The sequence below is a fragment of the Streptomyces sp. NPDC087300 genome (assembly GCF_044744425.1).
Lineage (GTDB): Bacteria > Actinomycetota > Actinomycetes > Streptomycetales > Streptomycetaceae > Streptomyces.
In genome coordinates this window covers 97,631-116,499 of sequence record NZ_JBIUYI010000003.1, presented here as the reverse complement: position 1 = coordinate 116,499, position 18,869 = coordinate 97,631, and the positions used below count along the sequence as shown (strand labels likewise).

Genomic DNA, 18,869 nt, shown 5'->3' with positions numbered 1-18,869 from the left:
CCCTCACTTCGCCGTGATCCGGACCGCGCCGGTCGTCGTGTCGCCCTTGTCGTCGGTCACCGTCAGACGCGCGGTGTACGTCCCCGCGCGCGCGTACGCGTGGTCGGCGGTCGGGCCCTGCGTACCTGACGGCTTCGTGTTGTCGCCGAAGTCCCAGTGGTAGGAGGCGGCGGTGCGGCCCGCGGGCAGCTTCACCTTGCTCGTCAGCTTCACCGCGAGGGGCGGCGCCCCGCTGTCGGGGGTGGCGGTCACGGAGACCTTCGCGCCGGTGCGCTTCTCGACGCCGGGGCCGTTGAAGTGCAGCCAGTCGACGGTGAGCAGGTCGGGTCCGTCGGCCGTCCACCGGGGGTTGGTGAAGACCGCGTACAAGTTCGTCGTGCCGTCGTGGTCGGCGAGTTGTGCGGTCGGTGAGATGAAGTTGCCGTAGCCGCCGGTGTTCGGCACGGTCACCCTGCCGAGCAGCTCGCCCGTCGGGGACCCGGCGCGGAACTCGATGTCGCCGCCGAGCCCGCCCGACGCCGCCCCGACCGTCACGGAGTCGACTCCCTTGAGGTGCACGGGGTCGAAGGAGACCCAGTCGCCGTCCTCGATCTCGATGAGCCGCTTGCCGCCCGACGCGTCGGCCCGGTCACCGGTGTCGGCCCCGCCGTGCGCGCCGCCGGTGGCGGTGCGGTGCTCGGCCTCGCGGAACGACGTCCGCAGCGTCAGCGAGGCGGACCCGGTCAGCGCGGGCACGCCGCTCGCACCCTTGTCCTCGTACTGGGCGGTGATGCCGTAGTACAGGTTCTGTCCCGGACCGTGGCTGTCCCCGGCGTCCGTCACGATCTCGCCCGCGCAGCCGGTGTAGTTGTCCAGCGGATGCAGATGGCTGTCGTGCCCCAGCTGGGACTGGACGACGACCCTGCCGCAGTCGATCGGCCCGTCCTCCCGGTCCGTCACCTTGACCTTGAACGGGATGGTGTCACCGAAGCTGAACGTCCCGCCGTTCGGCGGCTGTTGGATGGTCACCACGGGCCGGGTGTTGCCGACCGTGATGTCCCGTACGGCGAGCCCGCTGAGGTCACCCGGTCCCGTGACCTTCAGCCGGGCGCTGAACTGGCCCTTCTTCGTGTACTTATGGGTCGGGTTCGCCTCGGTCGAGTCGGTCGTGCCGTCGCCGTCGAAGTCCCACGCGTACGTCACGGGCTTGCCGCCCGGGAGCCCCGAGCCCTCGCTGGAGAACTTCACGGTCAGCGGGGTGCGCCCGTTGTCAGGGGTCGCCGTGATCCGCGCGTCGGGCAGCCGCCCGTCCGCCACGTAGTCGATGCGGTAGATGCCCGCGCCCTCGTTGCTGCCGCCGCGGCCCGTGCCGCTGCCGAGGCCGAAGTCGATGACGTACAGCGCGCCGTCGGGCCCGAAATCGGCGTCGAAAGGCTGATTCCACTTCATGTCGGAGAAGACGGAATTGATGGACTGGAGATCGCCCGCCTTCGCCGGTTCGAAGCGCGGATCGGTGAACGTCTGGTCCTTCTGCTGTATCGAGAAGGTCTTGAACCACTGCCGGGTCAGCTCGTAGTTGAACCACTTCCCCTCGAAGTACTCGGGGAACTTGGTCTTGTACGCGTTGTCGGCGTCGTAGTCGTAGACGGGACCGCTCATCGGCCCGCCGCCGCCCGCGCCGAGTTCCGGGAACTCCGCCGACTCCGAGTACGCGTACCAGACGTTCGCCGGCTTCGCGGGCGGGAGATCCCGCAGGCCCGTGTTGTTCGGCGAGTCGTTGACGAGCTTCGCGCAGTCGAATTTCTCCTTCGACGTCTTGGTGGCGAAGTCGTAGTCGTTGAAGGGGGTGTTGTTCCCGACGCAGTAGGGCCAGCCGTAGTTGCCCGCCTGGGTGATCCGGTCGAACTCCACCGTCCCCTCGGGGCCCCGGTCCGCGACGGCCTTCCTGGCGTCGGGCCCGTAGTCGGCGACCAGGAGCGCGCCGCTCAGCGGATCCGTGGTGATCCGGAAGGGATTGCGCAGGCCCATCGCGTAGACCTCGGAGCGCGTCTTCTCCGTACCCGCGGGAAAGAGGTTCCCCTCGGGCACGGCATACGTCCCGTCGTCCTTGGGCGTGATCCGCAGGACCTTGCCGCGCAGGTCGTTCGTATTGCCCGCGGTGCCCTGCGCATCCCAGGCGCGACGCCCCTCGCGCTCGTCCACGGGGGAGAATCCGTCGGAGGCGAACGGGTCGGTGTTGTCGCCCGTCGCGACGTACAGATCACCCTTCTTGTCGAAGGCGATCGAGCCCGCCATGTGCGAATTCGCCCGGCCCTCGCCGCGCCACGTCGGAATCGTCAACAGGCGCTTCTCCGACGCCGGATCGATCTTTCCGCCCGCCTCGGTGAAGCGCGACAGATTGATGCGCTTCTCCGTCTTGTCCGAATGCAGCAGATACAGCCAGTGGTTGTCCTTGAACCGCGGATCGAGCGCGAGTCCGAGCAGTCCGTCCGACTGGCTCGTCATCTCCGGCGTGTACGCGAGGTCGAGCGCGGTGGAGACCTTCAGCGTCTCCTGGTCGATGATCTTGAGCTTTCCGGTGCGCTGGATGAAGAAGACCCTGCGGTCGGGCGCCACGGCCAGCTCGAACGGGTCGGCGAGGTCCTCGGTGGCGAGGGGCGTGCGCTGGAAGCTGCCCGTCTTCGTCGCGGTGCAGTCGCCCGGCTTGTCGCCCGCCGCCCACTGGATGCCGCCGAGGACGTGCCGCAGGAAACCCGCCTCCTGGAAGGCCGACTTGGCGTGTCCGCCCGCCGTGTACCAGGAGCGGCCGCCGTCGTAGTTCTGGCACCAGGACCACGGCTGGTCGACGCCCTCGTCGAGGCCCGAGACGCCGTCGCGCACCTTGACCTGGGCGAGGGTGTGCACCTTCCCCGTGGGGTTGGTGCGCCAGTTGTACCACTCCTCCGTGCGCTCCCAGAGCTCGGGCAGCCCCTTGGTGGAGGGGTGCGCCTGGTCGAGCACCTTGACCCGGCCCGTCTGTACGGCGGGGTGCTTGTCGAAGATCGCGCCGACCAGGCCCTCGTACCAGTCCCAGTCGCGCTCGCTCGCCGACGCCGCGTGCAGGCCGACCCAGCCGCCGCCCGCCCGCACGTACTTCTGGAAGGCCGCGCGCTGGGCCGCGTCGAGCAGATCGCCCTTCTCCGGCGTGGAGTTGGTGTTGTTGAAGACGATCGCCTGGAAGCGGGCGAGGTTGGCGTCGGTGAAGGCCGACGCGTCGTCGGTGGCCTCCACCTCGAACCCGTTCTCGCTGCCGAGCTTCTCGATCGCCTCGACGCCCGCGGGGATCGAGTCGTGGCGATAGTTCGTGACCTTGGAGAACACCAGGACACGGAAGGCCGCCGCGGCCTCGGCACGGGGCGGCGCCCCGATGCCGAGACCCACGACGAGGGCGAGCAGGGCGATGAGGACGAGCAGGGGTCTTGGCGCACGCTGCGGTGCCGTGGAACTCATGGCGCTCCCTGGGCTTGGCGGGTGGACGGCTGCCGGTCGCCGGGTGTGCGGTGAGTTGCGTCCGCGCTTGAGCGGAGGTACGGCTTCGGGGGCCGCCCCTCCCTAGAAAGCGCTTTCGTCGCGCGAGGCTCAGCGTAGGTTCCGGTTCCACGGAGGGTCAATGGGTCGGAAGGGGCTTGGGCGGGGCGGGAGTTGGGGGAGGTCGGTGTCTGGAGCGGTACGTCGGTAGTGGGTCATCCGTACACGGGGATGACCATGCACGCGCGCGTGGATGCCGGGCTGGACCCGGACCCGGGCCGCGCGCCCGGCGTGAGGTGGGGATGGGGCGCATGAGGTTTCGTACGTGGGGGAGGCTCGGGCGGAGGAAGACAGCCGCACTCTCAGGGAGCCCGCTCCGATGCCCGACCGAGACGACGCCCACGGTCCGACCAGTACGCCCACCGCGACCTTCAGCGCGGGGCTGCTCAACGCGGCGGACGGCGTGCCCGTGGCCACGTACACCTGGCTGCCGGCCGACGGCAGGCCCCGCGCCTATGTGCAGATCGCGCACGGCGCCGCCGAACACGCCCTGCGCTACGACCGGTTCGCCCGCCACCTGGCCGCGCACGGCTACGGAGTGGTCGCCTCCGACCACCGGGGGCACGGCGCCACCGCGCAGGCCACGGGCGGCTACGGCGTGACGACGCCAGGCGCGTCCGTCGCCACGGACATCGCGTGCGCCCCGGGCATCGACAGCTGGCGGGCGATCGTCGACGACCTGAAGGACATCGGTGACCAGGTGCGCACCCTGCACCCCGGGCTGCCGTTCTTCCTCCTGGGACACAGCCTCGGCTCGATGCTCGCGCGGGACTACGCGCAGGAGTACGCCGACGGGCTCGCGGGCCTGATCCTCTCGGGCACGTTCCGTTCGCTGCCCGGCGCCGAGCCGGAGGAGTCCCTCGCCCGTCTCGAACGGGAGATCGACGAGGGCGGCCGCGCGGCACGCTCCTCCTTCGTGCCCGACCTCTTCGCCTCCTTCAACGACCCGTACCCGCACCGCACCGGCTTCGAGTGGCTCTCGCGCGACGAGGCCGAGGTCGACCTGTACGCCGCCGACGAGCGCTGCGGATTCCCGTTCTCCGCGGGGCTCTCGCTGGACTGGGTACGTGGCGTCCGCAAGATCAACGATCCGCGCAACCTCGCGCGCGTGCCCGCCGACCTGCCCGTGCACATCGCGGTCGGCGAGCAGGACCCCTGCAACCAGGGCATGACGCTGGTCCACGAACTCCTGGAGGACTTCCGGTACGTGGGCGTCGAGGACCTCACCTGGAAGGGCTACCCGGACGCCCGCCACGAGATCCTCAACGAGACCAACAGGGACGAGGTCCAGAAGGACCTCACGGACTGGCTGGACGAGCGGGTGCTGTGAAGCGGAGGAGGTGAGGGCGGCGGGCCGTGGCGCACGTCGTCGGCGGGTGACTGTCAGTGGCGTTGGCTACGGTTCATGGCATGTCGAAGTCCAGATCCCGTGCCCGCGTCGTCACCTCCGACGACGTGCGCCGCATCGCCCTCGCCCTGCCGGACACGGTGGAGAAGATCGCGTGGAGCATGCCCACGTTCCGCGTGGCCGGAAAGATGTTCGTGACGGTGCCCGACGACGAGACGTCCTTCGCCGTCCGCTGTCCGAAGGTGGAGCGTGACGAACTGGTCCTCGCCGAGCCCGGCAAGTTCTGGGTCGCCGACCACGAGGCGGGCTCCGCCTGGGTCCGCGTGCGCCTCGCCGCCCTGGACGAGGAGGAGCTGACCGACATCCTCGCGGACTCCTGGCGCCAGGCGGCCCCGCCCCGACTCCTCGAAGCGCACCCGGAGTTGGGGGTGGCGGCCACGGGCTGAAAGAAAGAGAGCGCTGTCTGTCCGCCGTGGCATGATCCCCTCGCAGTGCCTTCGGGGAGGGGATCGGGATGGGGACGCGGACGGGCAAGCCGACGGGGGAGCGGAGTCGTGCGGCGCGGAGTCGTACGGCGCGGCACGGCCTCTGGTCGCGGGACTTCGGGCTGTTCTTCGCGGCCCGCGCCGTGGCCAAGCTGGGCGACACCATGCTGCCCGTCGCCCTCGCCGCCGGCCTGCTCGACCATGGGTACGGCGCGGGGGCCGTGGGCCTCGCGATGGCCGCGACCACCGTCTGCTTCGCGGGCCTGGTCATCTTCGGCGGGGTCTTCGCCGACCGGTTCAGCACGCGCCTCCTGATGATCGGTGCCGATGCCGTGCGGCTCGGCACCCAGGCGCTCGCGGCGGTGTTCTTCTTCACCGGGCACGTCGTCCTGTGGCAGATCTGCGTGATCGGCGCGGTCAACGGCGCGGCCGCGGCGCTCTTCCAGCCGGGCGTCGCGAGCACGGTCCCGCGGCTCGCCGCCGACGTCCAGCGGGCCAACGGCGCGATCCGGGTCGCCGAGTCGACGGCGTCCCTCGCGGGCCCCGCCGTCGCCGGTGTCCTGGTCGGACTCGCCTCGCCGGGCGCGGTCTTCGCCGCGCACGCGGCGACGTACGGACTGAGCGCCCTGTGCCTCGTCCTGCTCCGGCTGCCGCCCGCGCTCGCCGGGTCGCTCCCGCAGAGCGAGGGCTTCCGGGCCGATCTGGTCCAGGGCTGGCGTGAGTTCAGGGCCCGCACCTGGCTGTGGGGCGTGATCGCCATCTTCGGCGTACTGATGATCACGACCACCGGACCCACCGTCCCGCTGGTGGCCACCCTCGTCGTCCAGGAGCACGGTTCGGGTGCGTACGGCCTGGTCAACTCGGCACTCGGCGCGGGCACCGTCGTCGGCGGCCTGATCGCCCTGCGGCTGCGCCCGCGCCGGATGCTGCGCGCCGGGTCCCTCGCGCTCTTCGGCTACTGCGCGTTCCCGACGGCGGTCGGCGCCCAGCTCGGCGTCCCGCTGATGGCGCTCGGCGCGGCCGTCGCGGGCGCCGGGATCTCCTTCTGGGGCGTGATGTGGGCGACGAGCGTGCAGACCCAGGTCCGCCCGGACGTACTCAACCGCATCCACGCGTACGACGTGGCGGGCTCACTCGCGATGCTCCCGGTCGGCCAGGCACTCGCGGGTCCCGCCGCGAGTGCCTTCGGTGCCGAGCGGGTGCTGATCACGGGTGGCGTGATGGCGGCCGTGGTGTGCCTCGCGCTGCTCTCGGTCCCCGCGATCCGCGGCCTGGTGCGCGTCGAGCCGTCGTACGGGTCGCACGGCGGGACGGCGGCCGGGTCGGGAACGGCAGGACCGATAGAGACGGCGCAGACGGTGGGGCCGGTGGAAGCGGCGGGTCCGCCTACGCCACCCCGACGGGCGTCCGCTCGCCCAGAAAGCCGGTGATCCGCTCGCGCAGTGATCCCGCGTCGAGCCCGTGCGCGGCCACGTGCTCGTCCACGGTCCCGTAGCGGCGCAGCTCACGGCGGCCGACGCCCAGGCCGAGCACCCGGTGCGGCAGATGCGCGAGCGCGTCGTTCACGGCGCCCGTCGAGGTGCCCGCGAGGTACGGCTCCACGACCACGACGTCGGCGGACGGCCCGCCCCCGACGGCCCGGCGCAGCGCCTCCTCGTCGAAGGGCCGCACGGTCGTCGCGTAGAGCACGCCCACGTCGAGCCCCTCGGTCGCGGCGAGGACCTGGTCGAGCATCGGCCCGACCGCGACGACCACGCCGGAGCGGCCCTCGCGCACGGTCAGGAAGCGCGCGCCGTCGACCGGCAGCGCCCGCTCGTTCGACTGCACCGACAGACGCACGTACACCTTGTCGTCGCCCGCGGCGACGGCGTGCCGCAGCAGTTCCTCGGCCTCGTCCGGGTGGCCGGGGACGTGCACGGTCCAGCCGTCGAGGGTGTCGAGCAGGGCCACGTCGCCCGGCGACATGTGGGTGAAGCCGCCCGCGGGCCAGTCGAACGAGGCGGCGGCGCTGACCAGGACGCCGCCCACCCCCTGGTGCCCGAAGTCGAGCTTGAGCTGCTCGAAGGGCCGCTCCACCAGGAAGCTGGCGAAGGTGTGCACGACGGGCCGCAGCCCGGCGAGCGCGAGCCCGGCACCGGCCCCCACCAGGAGCTGTTCCCTGATGCCCACGTTGATCACCCGGTCCGGGTGGGCGCGCATCGCCTCCGTGAAGCCGTCCTTGCCGATCTCGGCGAGGACGACGGCGACGCGGGGATCCTCGTCGAGCAGCCGGGTCAGCACGGGGGCGAAGCGGTCACGCATGGTGTCCATGGCAGAAAGGTCCTTCCGGGAAGTGTTGTGGGTGCTCACGCGGACTTGGGCTCGCCGGCGTACTCCTTGGGCTCGACGCGCGCGACCACCACGCGCGGCCGTCCCGGATGCGGCGCGGTGAAGGCCGCGTGGAGCGCCTCGTGGTCGCGTCCGTCGACGGTCTCCGCGGACCAGCCGGCGGCCTCGTACCGGGCGGCGATCCCGCCGGGCCGCGTGTAGCTGGCGGAGGCGTTGTCGATGACGAGGACGTGCAGCTGTTCGAGCCCGGCGGGCCCGGCGTAGGCGACGGCCTCGTGGTTGCTGCCCTCGTCCATCTCGGCGTCCCCGACAAGCACCCACACCCGGGCCTCGGAGTACCCCCGCGCCTTGAGCCCGAGCACGGTCCCCACGGCGAGCGGCAGCCCGTGCCCGAGCGACCCGCTGCCGATCTCGACGCCCGGCACGAGCACCCGGTCCGGATGGTGCCCGAGCGGCGAGTCGTACGCCCCGAAGCCCTCCAGCCACTCCACCGGCAGGAACCCCTTGGCCGCGAGCACCGCGTAGTACGCCATGGGCCCGTGCCCCTTGGAGAGCAGGAACCGGTCGCGCCCCGGGTCGTCCATGCGCTCCGGTGTGACGTCGAGCACCCGGTCGTAGAGCACCCAGAGCGCGTCGAGCGTGGAGGTGGCCGCGGGCCCGTGCTTCTCCGCCCCGGTCATCAGCCCCATGAGCCGGGGCAGGTCTGCGTGGTCGTATGCGCGTTCCGTGGTCGTCGTCATGCCGAGAAGCGTGCAACTTAAACCGCACTTGAGGTCAACGGGGACCCGGCCGGGGAAAGGGGTGAGCGATCACGGGCCGGAGTGCGGTATTGTTTCGGTGCGCGTTCGGCCAGGGGAAACCCCAGGTCACACGGGCACCGGGACGTGGCGCAGCTTGGTAGCGCACTTGACTGGGGGTCAAGGGGTCGCAGGTTCAAATCCTGTCGTCCCGACCAGCGTTTCACGCAGGTCGGAAGCCGTTCTCTTCATACGAAGAGGGCGGCTTTTCGCATGTCCGGGTCTCTGGCGGGCATGGCGCCGTGGGTCAAGGTGCCGGTGGGTATGCGCCGACCACCGGGGCCGGGGCCCCGGTGGCCGTGCGGGTCAGCGCAGCCCCGCGAAGAGGTCGTTCTCGGGAACGGCGGCGCCGGTGGTGTCCTTGACGCGTACGAAGGTCTCCATGCCCATCAGCTCGCCGAACCGCTCCTTGCCCATCTTGAGGAAGAAGATGTTCTCGCCCTGGCTGGCGTGCGCGGCAAGGGAGTCGAACTTCTGACCGCTGAACGCCGTGGTGTCCACCCACGTGCTGATCTCGTCGTCGGGGAGGCCGATCTCGGCCAGCGCGGCGGTCTCGGCGGGGTCCGGCTCCGGCATGTCCTCGCCGAACTCGCGCATGGTCTCGCCGAACCGCTGCATCGTCGAGCGGGGCATCGTCGTCCAGTACACCTTCGGCGTGAGCTCGGTCAGCTCCAGCGCCGCCATCGTGATGCGGTTCGCCTGGATGTGGTCGGGGTGGCCGTAGAAGCCGTTCTCGTCATAGGTGACGACCACGTCGGGCCGGTAGTGCCGCATCAGCTCCGCGAGCCGGGCGGCGCCTTCCGCCACGGGGGTGCCCCAGAAGGATCCGGGGGCGTCGTTGGCCGCCCAGCCGACCATCCCGGAGTCGGCGTAGTCCAGCATCTCCAGATCGCTGATCTTCAGGACCTCGCAGCTCGCCTCGAGTTCCTGACGGCGCATCGCGGCGACGGCCGCGGAGTCGTGCCCGGCATCGCCCGGCTTGATGCCCCCGGGTCCGTCACCGCAACCGCCGTCGGTACAGGTCACGAGAACGGTCCGGATGCCCTCCGCCGCATAGCGCGCGAGGACCCCTCCGGTACTCGTGGCCTCGTCGTCGGGGTGAGCGTGTACCGCCATGAGCGTCAGGGGCCGGTCAGTCATGGAACTGTCCTTCTGTAGGCATGGATCTGTAGACGTGGATCTAGGCATGGATCTGTAGACAAGCATCGTGATGTGGATGCGCGGTGGGAGTGCCGCGACCCTGGGGGTGCAACCGTGGCGACCTGACCGGATGTTCCCGGCGTGGCCGATCGGGAAGCCGACGGCCGATGCCCCGAGGATCGCTCTGCGTGCAGGTCCGGCCAAGGCTCTCGCCGCGCGGGATCAAATCAGGACATAACACCCGCCTCGCGATAGATTTCCCCTCTCGGTGGTCTCCCGATCGAGCAGGACGCGGGCAGCGGGCCCCGTGCGCCGACGAGGAGCGACATGAGCCACGTGGACACCAAGGGCGGCGCCACCGAGGCGCGGGGATCGGCCGTCAAGTTGTCCATGCTGACGCTGACCATGATGGTCGTCGGCTCGATGGTCGGGGCCGGGGTCTTCTCGCTGCCGCGGCGCTTCGCCGAGGAGACCGGGGTCGCCGGGGCGCTGATCGCCTGGGCGATCGCCGGTACCGGCATGCTGATGCTCGCGTTCGTCTTCCAGACGCTCGCCGTGCGGCGGCCCGATCTGGACGCCGGTGTGTACGCGTACGCGAAGGCCGGGTTCGGGGAGTACCTCGGGTTCTTCTCGGCATTCGGCTACTGGGCCAGCGCGTGCGTCGGCAACGTGACGTACTGGGTGCTGATCATGTCCACGGTCGGCGCGATCTGGCCGAGCCTCGGCGACGGTGACACCGTGCTCGCCGTCGTCCTCTCCTCCGTCGGACTGTGGGCGTTCTTCCTGCTCATCCGCAGGGGCGTCAAGGAGGCCGCGGCGATCAACAGGATCGTGACCGTGGCCAAGGTCGTGCCGATCCTCTTCTTCGTCGTGCTCGCGCTCTTCTACTTCAAGGCGGACGTCTTCGCGGACAACTTCGGCGGCGCGGACTACGCGGGCTCCCTGTTCAACCAGGTGCGCGGCACGATGCTGGCGACCGTCTTCGTCTTCCTCGGCGTCGAGGGCGCCAGCGTGTACTCGCGCCACGCCAAGCGCCGCAAGGACGTGGGCCGGGCGACCATCCTCGGCTTCCTCAGCGTCTTCGCCGTCTTCGCCTCCGTCACCATCGTGTCGTACGGCATCATGCCGATGAGCGAGATCGCCGAGCTCAGGCAGCCGTCCATGGCCGGGGTCCTGGAGTCCGCGGTCGGCACCTGGGGCAAGGTGTTCATCAGCCTGGGACTGATCGTCTCGGTGCTCGGCGCCTATCTGGCCTGGACGCTGATGTCCGCGGAGGTCCTCTTCGTGGCCGCGAAGGACGACGACATGCCGCGCTTCCTCGGCCGCTCCACCGCGGCCGACGTGCCGGTGCCCGCGCTCCTGATGACCACCTGCCTGACCCAGGTCGTGCTCGTCGTCACGATGTTCTCCGACGACGCGTTCAACTTCGCGCTCGACCTGACCAGTTCGCTGTCGCTCATCCCCTATCTGCTCGCTGCCGGGTTCGCCGTCAAGATCGCCCTGCGCGCGGACAGCAGGACCGAGGGCGGCAGGGCCACCCGCGGCGAACTCGTCGTGGGGGCGCTCGCGGTGCTCTACACCGCGTTCCTCCTGTACGCGGCCGGACTCAAGTTCGTCCTCGTCTCCTTCGTCCTCTACGCACCGGCCACGATCCTGTTCGTGATGGCCCGGCGCGAGCAGGGCAGACGCCTCTTCTCGCCCCGTGAACTCGTCATCCTCGCCGTCTCGGTCATCGGCGCCGTGGTGGGTGTGATCGCCCTCGCGGCCGGCTGGATCAGCCTGTGACGGGCGGCCGGGACCGGCCCCGTCCCGCCTCCGACGCCGTACCCGTCGCAACCCCGGAAAGGCACACCGTGACCAGCCCCGACACCACCACCGCTCCGACGTTCGGCGTCCACTCCGAGGTCGGCAGGCTGCGCAAGGTCCTGGTCTGCGCGCCCGGACTCGCCCACCGCAGGCTCACCCCCACCAACGCCGACGATCTGCTCTTCGACGACGTGATGTGGGTGGAGAACGCCCAGCGCGACCACGCCGACTTCGTCAACAAGCTGCGGCAGCGGGACGTCGACGTCGTCGAACTGCACGAACTGCTCGCGCAGACCGTGGCCGTGCCCGGCGCCAGGGACTGGCTGCTGGAACGGAAGATCACCGCGAACGAGGTCGGCGTCGGCCTCATCGACGGCACCCGCGCCTTCCTGGAGACCCTGGAACCCGCCAAGCTCGCCGAGTACCTCATCGGCGGCCTCGCCACCGCGGACCTGCCCGACGAGTTCCGCTCCGACTACGTCGCCCTCGTGCGCGAGTCCACCGGCGTACGCGAATATCTGATGCCTCCGCTGCCGAACACCCTCTACACGCGCGACACGACGTGCTGGCTGTACGGCGGCGTGACGCTCAACCCGCTGTACTGGCCCGCCCGGCACGACGAGACGCTCCTGATGAAGGCCGTCTACCGGTTCCATCCCGACTTCACCGGCGCCACCGTGTGGTGGGGCGACCCCGAACGGGACTGGGGGCAGGCCACGTTCGAGGGCGGCGACATCATGCCGGTCGGCAACGGCGTCGTCCTGATGGGCATGAGCGAACGCACCTCGCGGCAGGCCATCACACAGGTCGCCTCCGCGCTGTTCCAGAACGGGGCCGCCGAGCAGGTCGTCGTCGCGGGCATGCCCAAGCTGCGTTCGGCGATGCACCTCGACACGGTGTTCACCTTCGCCGACCGCGACATCGTCACGCTCTACCCGAAGATCATGGACGCGGTGCGCACGTTCACGCTGCGCCCCGGCGACACGGCCGCCGGGCTGCACATCACCGACGAGGGGTCGCGGCCCTTCGTCGACGTCGTCGCCAAGTCCCTCGGCCTGTCCGGACTGCGGGTGATCGAGACGGGCGGCGACGAGTACGCCTCCGAGCGCCAGCAGTGGGACAGCGGCAACAACGCCGTGGCCCTGGAGCCGGGCGTCGTCTTCACGTACGACAGGAACACCCAGACCAACACGCTGCTGCGCAAGGCCGGGGTGGAGGTCATCACGATCGTCGGCGCGGAGCTCGGCCGGGGGCGCGGAGGCGGGCACTGCATGACGTGTCCGTTGATCAGGGAGCCAGTCGGGTTCTGACCGTACGCGCAGGCCAAGGGCCGTACCGGAGTGATCCGATACGGCCCTTTCCGTTTTCCTGCCTACTTCACCGTGCATTCGACGAGGCCGAGCGCCGTACTCGTGCACTTGGCGATCTCGTCGTCCTGGATCTTGGTGTACACGTACATGCTCACCCAGGTCCAGCTTCCGTTGCCCCAGCGGACCTTGTACTCGTTCTGGCCGCCGCGCGGACGCAGCGAATCGGCGTCGAACCAGGTGCCCGTCTGGGTGTGCGGAGCGATGTTCTCGATGGTGCAGTTGAAGGTCTTGTTGGAGATCTTCGAGCCCCCGTCCTTGTTCCACACCTTGCACTTGGAGGAGCCGCCGCCGAGGTCGCCCGCGTCGAAGTAGTAGGGCGTCCTGTTGTCGATGGTGCCGAAGACACCCGCCGACGCCGTGCCCGAGCCGACCAGCGTCAGCGCTCCAGCCGCCGCGAGAAGCCCGGCCCCCCTGAATACGTGCTGCATGATTCCCCCTTGGTCGTCCTGCCCATGGATGCCGACCGCCTTTCCCGGCGGCGCTGGGCAACAGTGGCAGCGCCGTCACTCCCGTGGATAGCGCTCCCGCGTCCCAGCAGCGCCTGGGACACCGGCCCTCGTGTGAGCTGCGGGGATGCGCAATGTTGGGACGGGCGCGGGAGGCCGTCAGGGAGCGCCGACGGGCCGGGCCCGTGGATTCCGAGTGACTCAGTACCGAAGGACCGCGGCGATCCGCCCCCGGTCCGCGAGTGTTCCCTCCGCGAGGAAGCGGACCTTGGCCCCACCATCCAGGGCGCGTTCGACGATCTCGTCCACGATGTCGTCGCGTGCGTCGAGGTCGCCGCTCTCCGCGGGGACGAGGTGGCCTCCGTGGTCGCGTACGGTCGCGCGGTAGGTGTCCTCCACGGCCAGCAGGCCGACGCGGTCGGTCATCGCGTTCTGCCAGACCTCGTCGAGTCCCGCCGCGTACTGCTTGCGGCCCTGGGCGCCGTCCAACTCCTTGAGGGCCGCGTCCTGTTCGGACTTGGCGCGGTCGGCGAGAGCGGGCAGGACCGCCTCGTGGACCGCGGTCGCCGGACCTTGCGCCAGGCCGCCGTGCCGGATCGGGGAGGCCCCGTCGGCCGCCGTGCCGACGTCGTCGAGCAGGGACAGCGCCGCGGCCTCGCCCGCCACGAACAGCGGCCGGGGCTCGGCGCCGAGCACGGCCGCGAGCGCCTGGTCGGCCTCGCGCAGGAACGCGCGGGTCTGCTCGTCGCGGAAGGTGCTCGGCAGGTCGCCGATCCGCTCCTTGCGCTGGGCGTCGGGGTCCTCCAGGCTGCGCGTCAGCGGGAAGCCGTCCGCCCGGTGCTCGGTGACGCGCTCGGGCGTGCCGCTCCAGAGGGTGACGCGGTCCGCGGAGACGGCGAGTACCCAGTAGGGGCGCTCGGCGGCCTGGGCCGCCACGAGGTTGCGGGTCAGGAAGGTGTCGGCGAGCACGACCCGGGCGGGCACGGAGCGGGCCAGGGACCACACCTGGTGCTCGCCGGGTGCCGCGAGGACGACGAGTCCGTCCTCGGCGTGCACCAGGTCCACCTCCTCAAGGGCCTTGTCCAGCTGTCCCGAGACGTCGGCCGCGTGCTCGGCGGTGACGGCGGGGTCAGCACGCAGCCGCTCCTTGGCCTCGGCGACCAGATTGCGCAGGCGGACCGGATCCTGTGCGTTGTCCGGTTCCCTGCGGTGCGTCGGCAGTACCACCGTGACGGCGGGATAGGGGCGCGGCTGCCGCAGTCCGGCCAGCGTGGCGGAGGTCAGTGAGCGGTGCATGAGGGCCCTTCCGGGACGGGGTGTCCTGCACGGCCTTATGTGGCTTTGGTGACTCCATGAACGATATGCGGCAATCGGAGTCAGGGCACGTCGTCAGGCCGCGAGGCCCAGGACCAGCGCGCCGACGACCGGGGCGACGTAGACCAGCGGGAAGGGGATGTGGGTGTACCAGCGGGCGCGGATCACGGTGATCACCGCGCCGGCGAAGTACAGCACCAGCCCGATCCCCGCGGCGACGCCGATCGCGGGCACGAGGAACCCGACGAGCAGGCCCGCGGCCCCGGCCGCCTTGGCCGCGCCGAGCCAGGGCAGCCACGAGTCCGGGACGCCGTAGTCGTGGATGGGCTTGACGACCCAGGCGGCGCGCAGGAACGCGGACCCGGCGGAGAAGGCGGTCATGGCGGCGGCGACGAGCGTGACGACGACGTAGGCGGTGGACATCAGGGTGGCTCCTCAGCTGGCGGGTGCCGGTGCGGGGGCCGCTCCGGCGGGGAGTCTCGCTCCCTCATCCCCCTGACCCGCGGGGGAGCGGGAATGTGACAGCCCACCGGAAAAAGATTTCTCCGCCGGGTCCGCCGGCCCCGGACGAGGTCTCGCCGGCCCCGGATGAGGTCCGCTAGCCCCGGATCAGGTCCTCGACGCACCGGAGCACCAGCGTCTCCTCGTCCACATGGATCCAGTTGTGCTCCGCGTCGGGCAGGGCGCGATGGACGCCCCGGGGGACCGAGGCCGCGAGGTCGGCGTGGACGGCGAGCTTCGCGTCGTTCATCGCCTGCGCGAGACCGTCGGGCAGGAGGTGCGCGTGCGCGGGATCCTGAGCGAGCGCGGTCAGTACGGTCAGGGGTACGTCGGGGAGTCCGCCGCCCGCGCGCAGTTCGGGGTAGAGGACGGACTCGACGTTCGCCATCTCGGTGAGGCCGGTGCGCCAGGTCCGCAGGTGCTGCTCGACCAGCGGCCCGCGTACCTCGGCGGGCCAGCCGGCGAGCTTGCGCGCGTACTGGGTGCGGTAGGTCTCCATGACCTCCTCGCCCGGGTCCGGCAGCGCGCCGGCGTCCGCCGGTCCGGCCGCGTCGGACAGGATCTGCGGCGGCATCCGGTGCGCGTAGTCCTCGTGGTTCGGGTCGAGGAGGAGGAGCGCCGCCACCTCGTCGGGGAAGCGCTGTGCGTAGTGGCGTACGTAGAGTCCGCCGAGGGAGTGGCCGACCAGGACGTACGGGCCGGGGACCTCTGCGGCGCGCAGCAGGGCGCGTAACTCGTCGGTGACCTCGGCGGCGGTGCGCGGCAGGGGAGTGCGGCCGGGCTCGCTCCAGCCGGTGCCCGCCCGGTCGTAGAGCACGCTGGTGGCGCGCGGCCCTGGTCCGGTGCGCAGGCGGTCGTGGAGGTTCAGATAGTCGAGGCCCAGCATTCCCGCGCCGGGGACGAAGACGACGGTCGGGCCCGGGGCGCCGTCGGCCGGGGCGGCTCGGTCGATGTGGCAGAGCAGACGCAGTTGCGGGTGCAGTGTGCCCCGGGGTGGCTGCCGGAGGTCCGCCGTGGCAGCGGTCGGCGCGGAGGCCCCAGAAGCTGAGCGAGCCCCGGCATCTGAGAAGGCACCGGAAGCTGAGAGAGCCTCAGGATCTGATAACGCCTCAGAAGTGCTGCTGTGAAAGGTGATTGCTTGCTGGCGGCCAGGCACCGGCTGCTCCTCGCTGTCGACGGCGGACACCGTCGACCTTTCTCAAGAGTGAGGATGGTGTCAACCGTGCGATCAATCGTGAGAAGTGCCTCTCGAACCCGCGTGCGGTGTGAGATCGTCCCCTCGTGGACACCATCGACCTGCTCCTGCACCCGGTGCGGCTGCGCATCGTGCATGCCATGTCCGACGGGAAGACCCACACCACCGGCCAGTTGTGCGCGCGCGTCCCGGGTGTGTCGAAGGCGACGATGTACCGGCACGTCGACCGGCTCGCCGAGGGCGGCCTGTTGGAGGTGGAGGGCGAGCAGCGGGTGCGCGGGGCGGTCGAGCGGCGCTACCGGCTGGGCCCGGTGCCGGCCGTCGTGGGGGCCGAGGCGGCCGCCGCCATGTCCGCGGGCGACCACCGCAAGGGGTTCGCGGCCGCGATGGCCACGCTGATCGCGGAGTTCGACACCTATCTCGACCGCGCGGACGCCCGTCCCGTGGCGGACGCGGTCTCCTACCGGCAGGCGACCGTCTGGCTGGACGACGACGAACTGGCCGATGTCGTCGGTCAGTTGAAGGCCGCAATCGTGCCGCGCATGCAGAACGGACCCGCGCCGGGGCGCAGGTCCGTCCTGGTGAGCACCATTCTTTTTCCGGCCGGGACCGAGGAGGCCCCCGAGGGGCCGGATGAGGAGTGAGGCGACGGTTCGGATCGACCGCCGGTGGCGTGGGTCAGCGGGCGGCCGCGGCCACCGCCGCGCCCACCACCTCGGCGCCGACGCCGTCGGTCAACTGCCCCGCGATGAGCTGCGGGCTGAGCAGATCCGTGACGCCGGTGACCGCCGTCAGCATCGTGCGGTCGTTCTGCGCCACCTCGACCAGGATGCCGCGCGGTTCCCCCGGTTCGGCGGACGGCATCGGCCGGGCGTCGACCCAGCAGGGGCTGTCGAACTCCACGTAGTGGTGGAAGGTGATGTCCATCGAGGAGAGCGCCGTGATGTCCGCGGCCGGCGTCAGCGCGTGGGCGGCCTGCCGGATCGCCTCCATCAGGAGCATCCCGGGCGCGTGGTCCACCGGGTGGTCGAAGAGCACGGGGTGGGTCGTGTCCACCCGCAGTTGCCAGCGGCGGCCCGGGACCTGCGGGGTCGGCGAGGGCGAGAGGACGACGTCCTGGACCCGGTCGCGCCCGCACACTTGCGTAGGCAGCGCCGGAGAGGGAGCCGGTGCGCTTCCGAACACCGCTTCCACGTCGCCGTGTTCGGCCCGCATCCTGCGGTAGATCGCCGGGGCGACACAGATGAAGACGGTGCTCGCGCTGCCCAGCAGGAGATCGCCGCGCAGGATCTCGAAGTGCATCGAGAGGGAGGTGGGGACGCCGCGCCGGTAGACGATGTCGCGGCAGGTCACGTTGAGTTGGATGTCGGCGGGCGCCTGCTCGATGCGCATCGCCTGCGGGTTCAGTTCGTACTGGAAGTGCGACCAGCTCAACTGGTGCCCGAAGGGCACCCCGTAGGCCGCGTGGGACAGCAGCGGTAAGGACTGCCGTATGGTCTCGCAGAGCAACAGCGGGTCGTACAGGGCGTGTTCGGAGACGAAGAAGCTGTGGCTCCTCGGCCACTGGGCGGTCACGGTGAAGGTGTCCTCACCCGTGTCGCGCCACCCCGTCAGGAACACCTCGGAATGTGCTGCTCGATGAACGTACTCGCGGGCAACCGTCGTGGTCAGCGTCGGTTGCGATGGCACGGGACCTGCGAACAAAGGCATGTCATCCCCCATTGGGCGTGCGCATGTCGAGGCTCTGGAGACCTGGCGCTCCGTGGGCCGATCTGTAAAATACAGAGTGTTCGTTTTGATTGTCGAGCCATCTGGCGTCGGCAGTCGCGTGGGAGTCGAGCGAGAGGCGGGGACCGGGGTGGCGCGGGTGCAGCAGGACCGGGCGGTGAAGACGAGGCAGACGATCCTCTACGCGGCCGCCGAGGTCTTCGACGAGTTCGGGTACAGCGGTTCGAGCATGCGGCAGATCATGATGCGCGCCGGAGTCACCCTGGGAGCCGTCTACTTTCACTTCGCCAACAAGGAAGCCCTCGCCAAAGAGGTGATGAACGCCCAACAGGACTCCATCATCCCGAGGTTGACGTCGGACGGACTGCAGCGGCTGGTGGACCTCACCCTGGTCTGGTCGCGCCAGCTCCAGACCGACCCGCTGCTGCGCGCGGGCGTCCGCCTCACCAGCGAGCAGACCAGCTTCGGGCTGCACGACTCCACGCCCTACGAGGAGTGGGGCAAGACCATGGAGGAGTGCCTGGTCACCGCCAGCGAGGCGGGCGAGCTGCGGGAGCACGTATCGCCGCACCAGATCGCCGAGTTCGTGGTCGGCGCCTGCACCGGCATGCAGATGTACTCCGACCTGGTCAACAAGCGCGCCGACCTCTCCGAGCGCGCCATCGACATGTGGCTGCTGCTCCTGCCGGGCATCGTCAACGAATCGTTCCGCGACTCGATCGAGGTCAGTCTGGAGCGGGCGGACGCCCTCGTCGGCTGAGCCACGCCCCGCCGAACCCGCCGTGCCTCGCCCCGCGCCGAGGTACTCCACTTCGCACACGTACCGCCGCACCTCCTTCGTTCGTACGCCCTTCAGCGCTCACTC

16 protein-coding genes and 1 tRNA gene are annotated in these 18,869 nt (G+C 70.5%); 8 read left to right on the top strand and 9 right to left on the bottom strand.

Annotation, left to right across the window (positions count from 1 at the left end; translation table 11 throughout):
- Nucleotides 1-3 precede the first annotated feature (3 nt).
- Nucleotides 4-3,468 (bottom strand): ThuA domain-containing protein, encoded by a 3,465-nt coding sequence (locus tag ACIO9J_RS11400; RefSeq protein WP_401996206.1) that lies wholly within the window; start codon nucleotides 3,466-3,468, stop codon nucleotides 4-6.
- Nucleotides 3,469-3,865: 397 nt separating this feature from the next.
- On the opposite strand from ACIO9J_RS11400, the gene ACIO9J_RS11395 reads away from it, so the two are divergent.
- From ACIO9J_RS11395 to ACIO9J_RS11385, 3 genes are all read left to right on the top strand, one after another.
- Entirely contained in the window at nucleotides 3,866-4,876 is a 1,011-nt protein-coding gene (locus ACIO9J_RS11395) for an alpha/beta fold hydrolase (RefSeq protein ID WP_401996203.1), read from the top strand.
- 80 nt (nucleotides 4,877-4,956) lie between these two features.
- The gene (locus ACIO9J_RS11390; RefSeq protein WP_401996200.1) at nucleotides 4,957-5,340 is read left to right on the top strand and encodes an MmcQ/YjbR family DNA-binding protein; all 384 of its coding nucleotides are present in this window, start codon (nucleotides 4,957-4,959) and stop codon (nucleotides 5,338-5,340) included.
- Nucleotides 5,341-5,408: 68 nt separating this feature from the next.
- Nucleotides 5,409-6,809: an MFS transporter gene (locus ACIO9J_RS11385; RefSeq protein ID WP_401996197.1), complete on the top strand. Its 1,401-nt coding sequence runs from the start codon at nucleotides 5,409-5,411 to the stop codon at nucleotides 6,807-6,809.
- Here ACIO9J_RS11385 and ACIO9J_RS11380 read toward each other — a convergent pair.
- On the bottom strand, nucleotides 6,766-7,689 hold the full coding sequence (locus tag ACIO9J_RS11380; RefSeq protein ID WP_401996194.1) for a transketolase family protein: 924 nt from the start codon (nucleotides 7,687-7,689) through the stop codon (nucleotides 6,766-6,768). The two genes, ACIO9J_RS11385 and ACIO9J_RS11380, sit on opposite strands and share 44 nt — an antisense overlap.
- 35 nt (nucleotides 7,690-7,724) lie before the next feature.
- Complete coding sequence (locus ACIO9J_RS11375) at nucleotides 7,725-8,447, bottom strand: transketolase (RefSeq protein WP_401996191.1); 723 nt, start codon at nucleotides 8,445-8,447, stop codon at nucleotides 7,725-7,727.
- A 138-nt stretch (nucleotides 8,448-8,585) separates the two neighbouring features.
- Between ACIO9J_RS11375 and ACIO9J_RS11370 the strand changes: the two genes are divergently transcribed.
- A tRNA-Pro gene (locus tag ACIO9J_RS11370) sits at nucleotides 8,586-8,662 on the top strand.
- Nucleotides 8,663-8,810: 148 nt separating this feature from the next.
- Here the strand turns inward: ACIO9J_RS11370 and ACIO9J_RS11365 are convergent.
- Nucleotides 8,811-9,644 carry a PIG-L family deacetylase gene (locus tag ACIO9J_RS11365; protein WP_401996188.1) on the bottom strand — a complete coding sequence of 278 codons (834 nt, stop codon included), beginning with the start codon at nucleotides 9,642-9,644 and terminating at the stop codon, nucleotides 8,811-8,813.
- A gap of 327 nt (nucleotides 9,645-9,971) precedes the next feature.
- On the opposite strand from ACIO9J_RS11365, the gene ACIO9J_RS11360 reads away from it, so the two are divergent.
- Complete coding sequence (locus ACIO9J_RS11360) at nucleotides 9,972-11,429, top strand: basic amino acid/polyamine antiporter (protein WP_401996185.1); 1,458 nt, start codon at nucleotides 9,972-9,974, stop codon at nucleotides 11,427-11,429.
- 68 nt (nucleotides 11,430-11,497) lie between these two features.
- Entirely contained in the window at nucleotides 11,498-12,760 is a 1,263-nt protein-coding gene (locus tag ACIO9J_RS11355) for an arginine deiminase (protein WP_401996182.1), read from the top strand.
- Nucleotides 12,761-12,822: 62 nt separating this feature from the next.
- Here the strand turns inward: ACIO9J_RS11355 and ACIO9J_RS11350 are convergent, their stop codons facing one another.
- The 4 genes from ACIO9J_RS11350 to ACIO9J_RS11335 all read right to left on the bottom strand — a co-directional run bounded on the left by ACIO9J_RS11350 (nucleotide 12,823) and on the right by ACIO9J_RS11335 (nucleotide 16,033).
- Nucleotides 12,823-13,248 carry a hypothetical protein gene (locus tag ACIO9J_RS11350; RefSeq protein WP_401996180.1) on the bottom strand — a complete coding sequence of 142 codons (426 nt, stop codon included), beginning with the start codon at nucleotides 13,246-13,248 and terminating at the stop codon, nucleotides 12,823-12,825.
- A 219-nt stretch (nucleotides 13,249-13,467) separates the two neighbouring features.
- The gene (locus ACIO9J_RS11345; protein ID WP_401996177.1) at nucleotides 13,468-14,562 is read right to left on the bottom strand and encodes a chemotaxis protein; all 1,095 of its coding nucleotides are present in this window, start codon (nucleotides 14,560-14,562) and stop codon (nucleotides 13,468-13,470) included.
- Nucleotides 14,563-14,655: 93 nt separating this feature from the next.
- Nucleotides 14,656-15,003: a DoxX family protein gene (locus ACIO9J_RS11340; protein ID WP_401996174.1), complete on the bottom strand. Its 348-nt coding sequence runs from the start codon at nucleotides 15,001-15,003 to the stop codon at nucleotides 14,656-14,658.
- A 175-nt stretch (nucleotides 15,004-15,178) separates the two neighbouring features.
- Complete coding sequence (locus tag ACIO9J_RS11335; RefSeq protein WP_401998489.1) at nucleotides 15,179-16,033, bottom strand: alpha/beta fold hydrolase; 855 nt, start codon at nucleotides 16,031-16,033, stop codon at nucleotides 15,179-15,181.
- 329 nt (nucleotides 16,034-16,362) lie between these two features.
- Between ACIO9J_RS11335 and ACIO9J_RS11330 the strand changes: the two genes are divergently transcribed.
- Nucleotides 16,363-16,920, top strand: coding sequence for a helix-turn-helix domain-containing protein (locus ACIO9J_RS11330; protein WP_401996171.1), 558 nt, complete (start codon nucleotides 16,363-16,365; stop codon nucleotides 16,918-16,920).
- Nucleotides 16,921-16,954: 34 nt separating this feature from the next.
- On the opposite strand, the gene ACIO9J_RS11325 is transcribed toward ACIO9J_RS11330, so the two are convergent.
- Nucleotides 16,955-17,986, bottom strand: a complete 1,032-nt coding sequence (locus ACIO9J_RS11325) for a ScbA/BarX family gamma-butyrolactone biosynthesis protein (protein ID WP_401996168.1) — start codon at nucleotides 17,984-17,986, stop codon at nucleotides 16,955-16,957.
- 175 nt (nucleotides 17,987-18,161) lie between these two features.
- On the opposite strand from ACIO9J_RS11325, the gene ACIO9J_RS11320 reads away from it, so the two are divergent.
- On the top strand, nucleotides 18,162-18,764 hold the full coding sequence (locus tag ACIO9J_RS11320; protein WP_401996166.1) for a ScbR family autoregulator-binding transcription factor: 603 nt from the start codon (nucleotides 18,162-18,164) through the stop codon (nucleotides 18,762-18,764).
- Nucleotides 18,765-18,869 lie beyond the last annotated feature (105 nt).